Origin of the sequence: Bacillus sp. CHD6a (assembly GCF_001293645.1) — a bacterium.
Taxonomy (GTDB): Bacteria; Bacillota; Bacilli; order Bacillales; family Bacillaceae_I; genus Sutcliffiella_A.
In genome coordinates this window covers 361,705-374,641 of record NZ_LBMD01000001.1, presented here as the reverse complement: position 1 = coordinate 374,641, position 12,937 = coordinate 361,705, and the positions used below count along the sequence as shown (strand labels likewise).

At 38.8% G+C, this 12,937-nt stretch carries 12 protein-coding genes; 10 read left to right on the top strand and 2 right to left on the bottom strand.

Going from position 1 to position 12,937, the window contains the following annotated elements; genetic code table 11:
- Positions 1–3 precede the first annotated feature (3 nt).
- Genes AAV98_RS01900 through AAV98_RS01880 form a run of 5 tightly spaced genes read left to right on the top strand, consistent with a single transcriptional unit; the run spans position 4 to position 8,003 of the window.
- Entirely contained in the window at positions 4–1,578 is a 1,575-nt protein-coding gene (locus AAV98_RS01900; protein ID WP_060663858.1) for a hypothetical protein, read from the top strand.
- Complete coding sequence (locus tag AAV98_RS01895) at positions 1,579–2,586, top strand: AAA family ATPase (protein WP_082380724.1); 1,008 nt, start codon at positions 1,579–1,581, stop codon at positions 2,584–2,586.
- Positions 2,587–2,591: 5 nt separating this feature from the next.
- Positions 2,592–3,455 (top strand): DUF58 domain-containing protein, encoded by an 864-nt coding sequence (locus AAV98_RS01890; protein ID WP_060663857.1) that lies wholly within the window; start codon positions 2,592–2,594, stop codon positions 3,453–3,455.
- A 5-nt stretch (positions 3,456–3,460) separates the two neighbouring features.
- Positions 3,461–5,266, top strand: a complete 1,806-nt coding sequence (locus AAV98_RS01885) for a vWA domain-containing protein (protein WP_197284206.1) — start codon at positions 3,461–3,463, stop codon at positions 5,264–5,266.
- Positions 5,250–8,003 (top strand): VWA domain-containing protein, encoded by a 2,754-nt coding sequence (locus AAV98_RS01880; protein WP_060663855.1) that lies wholly within the window; start codon positions 5,250–5,252, stop codon positions 8,001–8,003. The genes AAV98_RS01885 and AAV98_RS01880 overlap by 17 nt, the downstream gene beginning before the upstream one ends.
- Before the next feature lie 23 nt (positions 8,004–8,026).
- Here AAV98_RS01880 and AAV98_RS01875 read toward each other — a convergent pair whose 3' ends face one another.
- Complete coding sequence (locus AAV98_RS01875) at positions 8,027–9,298, bottom strand: MFS transporter (protein WP_060663854.1); 1,272 nt, start codon at positions 9,296–9,298, stop codon at positions 8,027–8,029.
- Between the two features lie 122 nt (positions 9,299–9,420).
- Between AAV98_RS01875 and AAV98_RS01870 the strand changes: the two genes are divergently transcribed.
- A complete protein-coding gene (locus tag AAV98_RS01870; protein ID WP_060663853.1) occupies positions 9,421–10,005 on the top strand; it encodes an SCO family protein in 585 nt (194 codons plus the stop codon).
- Between the two features lie 21 nt (positions 10,006–10,026).
- Here the strand turns inward: AAV98_RS01870 and AAV98_RS20125 are convergent, their stop codons facing one another.
- On the bottom strand, positions 10,027–10,170 hold the full coding sequence (locus tag AAV98_RS20125; protein WP_156317559.1) for a hypothetical protein: 144 nt from the start codon (positions 10,168–10,170) through the stop codon (positions 10,027–10,029).
- A gap of 116 nt (positions 10,171–10,286) precedes the next feature.
- Between AAV98_RS20125 and AAV98_RS01865 the strand changes: the two genes are divergently transcribed.
- The 4 genes from AAV98_RS01865 (at position 10,287) to AAV98_RS19790 (ending at position 12,898) form a co-directional block, all read left to right on the top strand.
- Complete coding sequence (locus tag AAV98_RS01865; protein WP_197284204.1) at positions 10,287–11,192, top strand: SGNH/GDSL hydrolase family protein; 906 nt, start codon at positions 10,287–10,289, stop codon at positions 11,190–11,192.
- Between the two features lie 11 nt (positions 11,193–11,203).
- Positions 11,204–11,791: a YpmS family protein gene (locus tag AAV98_RS01860; RefSeq protein ID WP_060663851.1), complete on the top strand. Its 588-nt coding sequence runs from the start codon at positions 11,204–11,206 to the stop codon at positions 11,789–11,791.
- 843 nt (positions 11,792–12,634) lie between these two features.
- Complete coding sequence (locus tag AAV98_RS19795; RefSeq protein ID WP_082380722.1) at positions 12,635–12,727, top strand: YjcZ family sporulation protein; 93 nt, start codon at positions 12,635–12,637, stop codon at positions 12,725–12,727.
- A gap of 42 nt (positions 12,728–12,769) precedes the next feature.
- Positions 12,770–12,898 carry a YjcZ family sporulation protein gene (locus AAV98_RS19790; RefSeq protein WP_082380721.1) on the top strand — a complete coding sequence of 43 codons (129 nt, stop codon included), beginning with the start codon at positions 12,770–12,772 and terminating at the stop codon, positions 12,896–12,898.
- Positions 12,899–12,937 lie beyond the last annotated feature (39 nt).

The following is a 12,937-nucleotide window of genomic DNA, read 5'->3' as shown; positions in this document are numbered from 1 at the left end:
TTTATGAAGGAAAACGATCTTATTATCAGATTTCTATTCTCCATTAGAAGAAAGCTTAGAATTCAACGTATATCTAAACAGGCGCAATATGCTATCTTGGCATTTTGCGTCAGCTTTTTAAGTGTGATCTTCGTTGCCAGAATAATGGTGACTCCTTACTTAATCGAAAAAGCGCTCTGGTTAGGAGGAATTGCTTGTATAGCAGTTCTCCTCTTCTACTGGAGAAAAAGACCTTCCACTTGGGATGCTGCAAGATATTCAGATGCCTTTTTAGAAGAGGATAGACTTACTACGTCCCTTGATTATGTGAAGGATACCTCCTTGGTCGCGCAACTTCAGCGCAAAGAGGCTTATGACCACCTTAAGAAAAAGGAACAAACTATTAAAGAGGCAAAGCTACAGCATGTACTCCCCAAAGTATTATTATCGTCGTTAATAACATCGTGCTTGATTGTTCTTTTCATTTTGTTTCCAAATAACAAGATGCAAGAAGCTAAGGCTGTAGAGGCGGAACGAGAAATAATAGAGGAAACCCTTGAAAAAGTTAAAAAAGATGCCGAGAAATGGAAGGATAACAAAGAGATAAAGGAAGAGTTAGAAGAGCTCAAAGAACTTAAAAATGAGAAAGATGCAGATGAGTTATTAAAAGAACTAATGGAAAAAGAAAATAACTTAGCTGAAAAGATGAAAGAGCTTCAAGAAAAAGAAGCTAGCTTAAAAGAAATTGGAAAAGATCAGCCAGATAACTCATTAGCGAACCTTGCGTTAAATAAAAAGAATGAAGAATTAGAGAAGCTACTTAATGAAAAGAAGAAAAATATTGAATCCTTATCAGAAGAAGAAAAAAAAGAGCTGTCAGAACTATCAGATACCCTCTTAGACCAAGAAGAAATGAATTTGGAGGAAATGTCTGACGAGGAATTAGAAGCATTGTTGGAACAACTTGAAGAACTCTTGCAAGACATTTCTGCACTGTCTGATATGGAGGCGTTGCAGAATGCACTTCAAGCAACCGCTGCTAATCAATATGGAAAAATGTCGCAAGCTGGGTTGAACCCTTCTAAGCTGACTTTATCTAATTCTAACAATCCGACCACTTCTAATCAAACTGCCCAAAATTCTAACCAGGGTCAAAGTCAAGGTCAAAATCAAGGTCAAAGTCAAGGTAAAGGTCAGGGTCAAGGTCAAGGCCAGGGTCAAGGCCAGAGCCAGGGACAAGGTCAAGGTAAAGGTAAAGGCCAGGGCCAAGGCCTTGGCAAAGGTCAGGGTCAAGGTCAAAGCGGTGGAGGGCTTGGTGCAGGCGTAGGTGTTGGTGAGCAAACATTTACGGTTCCTTCTAAAATCAATAGTGATACTCAGAATGAAACGGATGGGGGTCCAACTGGGGAAGGGCAATCTCAATACGAGGATGCTCCAGATTCTCCTACCTTGAGAGGGCAAGCAAGACCGTATGAAGAAATATTCTCATCTTATGAAAAGTCCTACAGAGAATCGCTGGACAGAATGCAATTACCTTCAAGATTAGAAAATGTGGTTAAACAATACTTTAGTGAAGTGGATCCGAAGGGAGCAGATTAAGTGATCAGTTTGGAAGAAAAAGAAAAAGAACTGAAATATTATCAAGATACATTGCAGGAAGTGAAACAAGAGATAGGAAAGGTGATTGTTGGTCAGGAGGAAGTGATTGAACAACTGATTTGGGCGATGGTGTCAGATGGCCATGCCTTGCTCGAAGGGATGCCGGGTGTAGGAAAGACCATGCTCATTCGAACAATTTCAGAAGTACTAAGCTTTGATTTTTCTAGAATACAGTTCACTCCTGACTTAATGCCATCCGATATTACCGGAACAAAAATGATTGAGATACACGAAAACGGGAAACAATCCTTTGTGTTTCATGAAGGTCCTATTTTTTCTAATATTGTTCTTGCAGATGAAATCAACCGGGCAACTCCTAAGACGCAAAGTTCCCTTTTGGAGGCGATGGCGGAAAAAACCGTGACCATCATGGGGGAAACTAGAAAGGTATCATCCCCATTCTTTGTATTAGCAACACAAAACCCAATTGATATGGAAGGAACTTATCCTCTACCGGAGGCGCAGATGGACCGGTTCCTTTTAAAAATTAATATGGGTTATCCAAAGAAGGAAGAGTTATATGAAATCATTAAAAGGACGACAGGAATAGAATCTTATCATGTTCAAAAACTTTTAGATACAGATAAGATGCAAAAAATACAGCTGGCTGTAAAGGAGATACTCGTATCACAGGAACTGTTAGACTATACGGTTCAGCTAATCATGGCGACTCATCCAGAAGAAGAGCATGCCAGTGAACTTGTGAAAAAATATGTACGTTACGGTGTAGGCCCTCGTGGTGTTCAAAGTTTAATTAAGGTAGCAAAAGCAAGAGCATTCTGCTCAGGTCGCTTTCATGTCTCCAAAGGAGATATCAAACATGCTGCCATCCCGGTTCTTCGACACCGCTTGTTCTTAAATTTTGAAGGGGAAGCTTCTGGGGTGAAAGAAGATCTTATCTTAGAGGACGCCATCCAATACACAGATAAAGTATTGAATGTAAGGTAGCTCTTATGTTGAATTCTATGATAACTAAGCAGCTACAAGCATATAGTCTTCAAGCGGGTAAGCTTAAGAGAAGTTGGCATAAAGGAACAAGAAAGTCGACAAGGTTCGGTGCATCTCATGATTTCTCTGATTATCGAATGTATGAACAAGGAGACGATCTTCGGCAAGTGGATTGGAATATCTACGCACGTACGCAAAAGCATTACATTAAAAGGTACTTAGATGAGCAAGAACTCTCTGCTTCCATTTATCTGGATTGTACGAATTCTATGGCCAGTTCTTCTGGAAAATGGAAACTAGCCAAAACCCTTACAGCTTCATTTGCATACATAGGGCTAAGTCAGGATGATCGTATATCCATTATTGATGTTCACGGTGAACAAGCTCCTTACTTGTATCGTAAAGGGAAAGGTCACCTCTTTCAGATGATGCAATATGTGGAGGACATACAACCCAAAGATACCTCCCTGTTATTTTCTGAAGCTGCTTTAAACCATATTCAAAGGAAAAGCAGTGTATCCATTGTCATCAGTGACTTACTGGAGCCACTTGATTCGGTTATTCACACGTTGAAGATAATCCAAGCAAATAGACAACAAATTTACTTGCTGCAAGTATTGGAAGAAGATGAAGTAAATCCAAGTTTTGATGGCGACTTTATGCTGATTGACAGCGAGACCAATCAGGAAGTGAATGTAACAGTTTCTGATTTTACTAGAAAGAATTATAAAGAAAAAATGCAACAAAGGAAGGAGATCCTGGAGGGATTTTGTTTTGAAAGGGGAATCTCCTACCTTATGTGCCATACAGGAGAGAGTGTAGAAGATATATTATTTAAAAGGATGACCTCTAAAGGTTGGATTAGGTGATGGGGATGGGTTTTACAGCACCAATATATTTTTTGTTCAGTGCATTTTTACTTTTAGTTATACTTATGTATTTCTTTCGGAAGCAATATGAGAAAAAAGCTATTCCTTCAGTCTTACTATGGCAGGAATGGATGAATGAATTCGAAGCGCAGGCTTGGTGGAAGAAACTGCAGCACCATCTGCTTTTATATCTTCAGTTATTGGCACTGCTATTTCTTATCTTCACTTTAACGCAGCCTTTTTTTCAGAAAGAAGGAATAGAAGGGGACCATCTTATTTTCATTGTTGATTCATCAGCATCGATGACAGCAAAGGAAGGGGACAATTCGCGATTAGAGCTGGCCAAAGAGAAAATGGTGCAATTAATAGATAAAGTCGATAATCAAGAAATGACGTTAATCGTCGCAAAGGAGACTCCTGAAATCCTAACGGAAAGGTCTCTGTCAAAAAAAGAAGTGCTACAGCATGTAGATAAGTTAGAAGCATCTTACGCTTCTCCAAACGTGATTGATTCGATTAACATGGCTAAGAGTCTCCTAGGAGAAGAAAACGGGAACATACAGCTTTTAAGTGACAATTTTACCAAAGAAGCATCCTTAGAGCTTCATCAGAATACTGCTTTTTACGCTCATAACATGGGTACATCTCATGAGAATTTGGCAGTTGAAACCTTCGGAGTAGCCATGCGGGAAGACACAGTTGTGGGAGTAGTTACCGTAAAAAACGAAGGTAACCATTCAAAGGAGTTTACCTTGTCGATATTTAATGATCAGGAAGAAACTTTAAAACAAGTTTCAGAGAAGGTAGAAGCCAATAAAGTAAAGACCATTTACCTGGAAAAACTCCCACTAGCGGCATTGTATAGAGTGGAATTGAAGGGAGACAAGCAATATTTACTTGATAATGAGCAATACGCTTTTCTTGGACAGCAACAGGATCCTACCGTTTACGTGCATAAGGACATACACCCTTTTGCTAGAAAAGCTGTCGAAATTGCAAGTACGAATGTTATTCATCTCACTTCCCATCCATCGGAGGGGAAAAAATTTGATGGTGTTCACCTTATAAAAGGGTTACCAAAAAGCGACTGGCCGTCTGGACCGAAACTAGTGTTTTTATCTGGGGTAGATGGGGAAAAAGAAGTCGATCTTTCGGGTGAGATAACGGCAAATAGGTCAATTCCGTTAATGCAATCAGTGGCGATGGAGGAAGTGTATGTGGAAAAAACCTTTTCATCTGAAGAATTTTCCTCATTAGATGTGGTAGCAGGCAGAGGAGGAATACCACTGATTCTCTCAGGAACATACCAAGGAGATCCGATAATAATCGTAACCTTTGAGCTTGGTTCTAGTGACTGGCCGCTCCATCCCGGTTTTCCGTTGTTCATGTTTCACTCTATTCAGGAACTGACACAGAACCGGGGGATGTTGGGATATTTTTATCCTGGCCAAACAATGGATTATTTTCCAGCTTCTGATGTAAGAAAAGCTGAAATTCTGAATAAGGATAATAAGGTTGTATTTACATCTGAAACATTCGAGCAACCCATCGAACTTCCCTTAACGCCTGGATTGTACACGTTAAGAGAGACAAAGGATGAATCAGAAGAATTTAAGACGCTTTATATCATGTTGGAAGATGAAGAAAAATCCATTCAAACGGAAGAGAGCTTTACCATATCGGCAAATCCTGCAACAGATCAAGATGGAGAGTCAACAAGCAGCAAGGATATTTCCTATTTGTTTATCATACTTGCACTTGTCGTCTTATTGGTAGAATGGGAGGTTTACAGACGTGGAATTTCAAATTGAACATCCTCTCATGCTTTTATTTCTTATTCCGGTACTAATCAGTCTTGTATTGTTCTGGCGTAAAAAGAAAGTGAAGCGGAAAAAGGAGTATGTCATTATCTCCTTGCGAAGCATCATCTATTTGTTTCTTATACTGGGGCTATGTATACCATCGCTTCTTTCCCCTGTAAAAGGGGTACATACTGTGTTCCTTGTAGACCAATCCGATAGCGTGAAAAGGATGGAAGGACAAATATTATCTTCCATTAATGAAGCTATTAAGCAGAAGAAAGAAGAGGATAGTTATAGCATTGTTACTTTTTCAGAAAAGCCGAAACTTGAACGATCTTTTACCAATCAACAGGAAACCATTCACCAACTTTCTGTAAATGACGGTTCACAATTCACTAATATGGAAGAGGGATTGGAATTTGCCGCAAATTACATCCCAGAGGACCGTAAAGGCAGAATTGTTTTACTAACTGATGGAATTGAAACAAATGGGAATAGTACGAAACAATCTAGTTTTTATAAAGGTAGAAATATAGAAATGGATGCAATGGCATTTCAGCCACCTTATGTGGAAGATGTGTCACTACAATCTTTTCATACTCCACAAACAAGCTTTGAAGGGGAAGCTGTCCCATTCCAAATTGGTCTTGAAGCTAATGTAGACACGCAAGCCACATTGCATATTACTCAAAATAATGAAACCATCATTAAAGAGGAAGTTGTAGTGGCAAAAGGGTCGAATACTTATTCCTATACTATTCCTTTAAAAGATCCTGGATTATATACGTTCAAGGCGGAAATTTTCCCAAAAATAGATAAGATTGTGGAAAACAATATCTCGCACTCTCTAACACAGGTATCAGGCCAACCTAAAGTGCTTATGGTAGACCTGGAGGGGGAAGGGGAAAATGTGTTTCGAGCGTTAGATGCAAGCGGATGGAAGGTTGATCGTATCCATCCGAACCTTTTGCCAACGACTCTGAGCGGTTTCCTTGCATATGAAAGTATAATTTTTCATAACGTTTCCGGTCACCTATTAAGTGGTAATCAGATGGAACTGATTGAAACAGCAGTTAGAGATTTTGGTGTCGGTTTCACGATGACAGGAGGCAATGAATCCTATGGTCTCGGTGGATATTTCCAAACTCCGATAGAAAAAATTCTACCGGTGGATATGGATGTAAAAGGTAAAAAAGAAATTCCTTCTCTTGGTTTGATAATCGTCTTGGACCGTTCGGGAAGTATGATGGGAGAAAAATTTAATTTAGCGAAAGAAGCTGCAGCACGTTCGGTGGAACTACTGAAAGAAGAAGACACGTTTGGTTTTATAGCCTTTGATACGGAGCCTTGGGAAGTTGTAGAAACAACCCCCATTAAAGATAAAGAAGAGGTAATTGAGACTATTCGTTCAACCGCCTTAGGTGGTGGTACAGATATTTTCCCAGCTTTAAATCAAGCATATCAGCAACTCAATGAAATGGACCTCAAACGCAAACATATTATCCTGTTAACAGATGGACAATCCAATGATGGGCCATATGAGGAAATCATTGAAGAAGGTTTAACGAACAATGTAACATTATCGACAGTAGCAATCGGTGGAGATGCAGATACTTCCTTGTTAGAAGAATTGGCAGAGATAGGAACAGGAAGATTTTACGAAGTATATGAAGCAAGCTCAGTCCCAAGTATTCTATCTAGAGAAACCGCCCTTACTACTAAAACATATATAGAAGACAATCCACATGTCCCGAATGTATATCAAGGATATGATTGGTCCAAAAGGTTTGAAAATGGGACACCGTTCCTTAATACGTATATAGCAACGACATTGAAATCACGGGCTGAGCAGATCATTTCCAGTGAAAAAGAAGATCCCATCCTTGCTCGAATGAATTACGGATTAGGGAGAACAATCGCTTGGACTTCGGATGTTTCCGGTGCCTGGAGTGGTGGGTTTCCTTCGTGGGAAGAATGGACAGCTTTTTGGAACGAGATGGTGACGTGGTCTTTACCATCTTATGAGAAGGGAGCTTATGACATCTCTACTACTGTTGATGGAGGTAGAGCATCCGTGAAAGTGGAAGCAATTGAGGAAATATTGATGCCTGTATCCATATCAGTCTCAAACAATAAAGGTCAAATTATAGAAGACGCTAAAAGTAAAATGGTGGGTCCTGGACAGTATGAAGTGGAATTTTCAGCCATACCCGACATTTACTTTCTAAATATTACCCAAGAAGAGGAAGGAGAGACGGTCTCAACTTATACTAGCGGTATGGTTGTACCTTTTTCCACGGAGTTTGAGCAAAGACCAGTAAATATGGATTTGCTGAAAAACATTACAACAAATCAAAATGGAAAAGTGATAGAGGATCCTAGGGAAGTATTTCGTCCTTACCATAAAAATGTTTATCAGTCTCAGACGATGTGGTTACCTTTTATCATCATTGCTTTTTTCTTACTGATTATTGAAATTTTCATAAGAAGGTTCGGTTTACTATCGCTAGTCTTTTGGAAAAAAAGTAAGGAGAAAAAAGAAAAGAATGAATCCGATAAAAAATGGAAAGCACCAGTAATTCATAGAAAGAAGGTTAAACAGTCGAAAAAAAGGGAAGAGCCAAAAGTAGAAGAAATGAAGGAATTTAAACCACGGAAAGAAACACCAATTCCACCGAATGAAACAAAACCTTCAGAAGATCGTATGAACCAACTATTGAAAGCAAAGAACAGAAAACGTAAATAACCAATAGAGGTTGACGTAAAAAGTCAGCCTTTTTGTTTTTTTCGTTGAAACGGTAAATTTAACATAGAAAACCAATTGGTGATGGCAGGAAGCGACATACTTATCTTTTTTCCTTCTAAAAACCAAAAGCATAGAATGGCTTGTAATAAACAAAGTACAGAAGAAATTACAAAGATTGTAGGAATGGAAAAATCTATAAAAAAGCCAAAGACAATTGGTCCAAGCGCAATTCCGGCAAACCTGACTGATCCGTATAGAGCTGTTACAAATCCTCTAGCCTTTTTCTTGACAGAATTAGTGATAATGGCATTCATGCATGGAAGAACTATACCAATAGAACTGCTAATTAAAGATATCATGAACATGGTCCACCATAGACTCTTATTTAGCAATATTCCAAGTAGAAAGAAGCTAAGAAGAAAAAAATTAACAATGACAATTCGGTGGATGTTGCCATGGAACTTTCCTAATACATTTCCAGTTAGAAAGGATGCAATCGTCAAAAATAAAAGCGGAAAAGAAAGTATCACACCATTTAAAAAACCATGAGTTTCAAATTTGTTTTCCAACACATTAGATGAATAAAACAACAAACCAAAAAGTAAATAGAGGCAGAGTGCACCAGCACTATAACTTGTCATTAAATAATACTTATTACCTTTTAATACTCCTCCTAAATGCCGTACATAGTTCTTGAAAATTATTTTTTCAGAAGGAGACTCTTCCTTACCAACATAATAATAGAAGAGAACAAACAAAATGCCACAAGCTAAAGGAAAGACAAAGAAAACATAGTGCCACATAATCAGTGCAATACATGCTCCAATCAAAGGAGATACCACTTTCCCTAAACTATTGGTTGTTTCCATTAGGCTTAGTACCTTTAACTGTTTGTTCCCTGAAAACAAGTCTGCTATAATTGCCATGGCAATCGGAGCTGTTCCTGCTGAGCCTACTCCTTGAAGAATCCTGCCAAAAATGATTCCCTCAAATGTATAGGGTGCTTGTAGGATAGAAGCTATCGCTGAAACTAATCCACCAAATCCATAAAGTAAAAGCGAAGCCAGAATTATGTTCTTTCTGGAGAATCTATCAGATAAATATCCGATAAATGGGATAGTAACAGCTCCAGCGATGGAGAATATGGAAAGGATAAGACTTGCTTGTACTTGAGATAATTGTAGATCATGACGGATTTCTGGCAGCACTGGAATAAGCATCGAGTTTCCAAAGACAAGGATGACGGATGTTGATGTGATGGATATTATACTAATTGTCTCAGATTCTCTTTGCATCCTTTACCTCCACTACTAACAAATGTGTTATTTTTATGAATTTATTCTGCAGTTCCTTTTATCTACCTGTAAGAAGTGGTACGATTTGATTGGAAAATAACTAGCGAAAAAAGGTGAAAATCGTGTTAAATCACAGTAAGATACTTCTAATTGGACTTTGTGCAGTGTTTCTTGCCGCATGTAGTGGCAATGCAACGATACCTGATACAACAGATTGGGAACTGGCAAATTTTCAATACATAAACCAAGATAACGAGCAAGTCAGTCTAGAGAATTTAAAAGGTGAAGTCACTGTAGCAAATATGGTCTTTACCAACTGTACAACAGTATGTCCTCCTATGACGGCAAACATGGCCAGATTACAAAGAATGGCCAATGAAGAAAAATTAGATGTTAAATTCTTATCCTTTTCTGTTGATCCTGAAGTTGATACCCCTCAAGTACTGAAGGAATTCGGGAATAACTTCGAAGCAGACTATACATCTTGGGACTTTTTAACAGGATACACACAGAAAGAGATTGAAGAGTTTGGAATGGAAAACTTTAAAACAATTGTAGCTAAACCCAAAAACGGCGGCGAAGTGGTCCATGGAACAAGTTTTTACTTGATTGATCAAGAAGGTACAATACTAAAAAGTTATGATGGCTTGGATGTTCCTTACGAAGAAATATTAGAACATGCAGGAATCCTCTTAGAGCAAAAATAACGTTGACGGGATCACTCTTTCTTAATCAGAGTGATCCTTTTGATTTTCATTAATCTCCTCTTCTCTAGTGGCAGTCAATCCGTCTGTGACTATTACAAATAGTTCTTTTGAAAATAGCTCTTTTGAAACCTCTTCATTGCAAGCAAGTATTTCTTTTTCCTTCAATGTAAACAACCTCCCAACCTTTTAATTTTGAAAAATACATTAGGGTATGTTATAAAAAAGTGTACTATCGTATAATGTTAGTAACGGATGTAATCCTTAACAAATTAAGGAGTTTTATGATGGTTAAATTTTGGAAAATAGCCTTACTTGGGCTAATAATAGTTAGTATGGTTAGTTGTTCCGCAGAAAATTCTTCCAGTTATGTTTTGGAGAAAGCGAAGGAACGAAGAGAAAGCCAAAATGAAAGAGAGCTTTTCAAAGATTTTTTCAAAGAAGAGTCTGCCGAGAACAAGAATAAAATAATGAATATTGAAGAAAAAGAGGAAGTAACCGAAGAATTTTTTAACAGGTCGTTTAAATTGGTCTTTTTTGGTGATTCCCTGACACAAGGTGTTGGAGACGAGTCCAAAAAAGGTGGATTTACATCAGTAGTGAAACAACATTATGAGTCCAAACCATATATCGACAACGTAAGTGTCACTAATCTTGGTGTAAGGGGAAATAGGACTAATCATCTCTTAAAAAGGTTGCAAGATCCAGAAGTGCAGGAGGCTCTTGCTGAAGCAGATGTAATCTTTATGACGGTTGGCGGAAATGATCTGATGAAGGTAATACGCGAAAATTTCCTTGATCTAACATTTTCTCTTTTTGATAAAGAACAAGAGTTATACGCTAAAAGGCTCGATAGTGTGCTAAGTGAAGTAAGGACACATAATGATACCAGTAGAGTATACTTAGTGGGGCTATTTAATCCTTTTTATCAATATTTCCAAGAAATTGAGGAAATGAATGAGGTTGTTACTAATTGGAATGCTACAACCGTTTCAGTCTTAGATGAGTATCCTAATACAGCCTATGTTCCGATACAAGACATTTTTATCGAGCCAGAGGAAAATTTACTAGATGATGATCAGTTTCATCCTAACCAAAAAGGGTATGAATTAATAGGTTATAATGTTGTACAAGAAGTTAAGCGGTTTAATGAGGAAACATCATTGGATGAGATGTTAGAAGAAGAGTAGTGGAGAGGGTTATGGTGAAGAAAGTAATCAACTGGAAAACGGCTTTTTTAAGCTTGCTAGTAATAAATATTATAATTGCAGGAGTAGCAATATTCTTGGTGCTACTGCCAAAACACTCAAAATTTAATTTACCCGGCAAGGATGACGATCGAAAAAGGGTTGCTTTTACAATCCAATCAGATAAAGAAAACTTAAATGAACTTATCCGTTACTATTTGGAAAAAGAAACAAGAAGACCTTTAAATTATGAAGTGGTGCTGACTGACAGAGTGGAGCTCAGGGGTGAAATGACAGTGTTTGAGAGGAACATCCCCCTCACTATGACGTTTATGCCTGAAATTCAGGAAAATGGTGATGTAGTGTTAAAACAGGACTCCATGTCGATTGGAAGGTTGCAAGTACCTGTATCCATGGTATTAAAGTATGTAGGTGATAATTACCCTTTACCATCCTGGGTTACAATAATACCGAACGAACAAAGTATCTATGTCGCACTTCAAGAACTAGAGCTGCAAAGTGATACAAAAGTAAAATTCACAAAATTTAATCTTGAACGCGACGATATCGAATTTAAACTACTAGTCCCAGTTGAGGACTAACACCCAAAAAGCATGGTGATTTTTTACCATGCTTTTTATATTAAGACAATAGAGCATGTAAAACGGTTGATTTCCGTTCCAGGCGTTTCGCTTGCCTGCGGGCGGTCCATGAGCCTCCACAGGCTCCGCCTTCCGGGGTCTCACCTGTCCCTTCCTCCCGCGGGCGTCTTCGCGCCTTCCACTCCAATCAACAAAGTGGCTACATTCATTTAAGGGTTTATGAAAAAACATCTTAACGAGTTAACACTGGATAAGTATTAACGTAACATCTCCTCCATTATTAGCTGTGGATCGGAGCAAATGGCGTAGACTCCAGCGGGGGGTAACGGTAGATTCAGACCCCGAAACGAGGGATGCCACTGAATAACTGAAAACGTAAAGTTTTTATTGATTCCTAGCTGTTGATTGGAGCAAAAGGCGAAGACTCCTGAGGGAGCTAGCGCTAGGTGGAGACCCCGCAGGCGTAGCCGAGGAGGCTCACGTCAGCCCCTAGGAAAGCGAAGCCATTTGCGGAAATCAACAGCGGTGTTTAGTAAATTTTTAAAATCAAGTTCTTTTTCAGTGGGTTAGGCGAAGCCGAGGAGGCTTCAGCAGTGCCCCTAGGAAAGCGAAGCCTTTTGCGGAAATCAACAGCGACGATTATCCAATAACTAAAATTTTCAGTTTTAAAGGTCCGGGCGGTTTCTGCCCGGTTTTTATTTTTCATATAACTTACTTGGTACTACAACGCCTAAGGGCTTAGTAGTAAAAACCACCCAATTTTTTTGGAACTGGGCATATGCCTTTACCAATACGCGCCCCATGAATACATTATGTATTAGGAAAGAGGGGGAGGTGTAGAGCATGGGTGGTTCTGGTTATGGATCAGGATTCGCATTAATAGTTGTTCTGTTTATCTTATTGGTGATTGTTGGTGCAGGAGTCCTCAGCTATTAATTACCAAGCTTCGATAATACCTTTGTAGAGGAGGTGACAGCTATGAGTTGGTGTGGTTGCGGTTACGGTCAAGTAGCAGGAGCAGGATACCCAGGTGGTTACGGAAGCTCTTTCGTGTTAATCGTAGTATTGTTTATTCTATTAATCATCGTTGGTGCTGCTTGGTGCTAATGAATTAAAACACGGTGCTCAATCACAAGTTGATTGAGC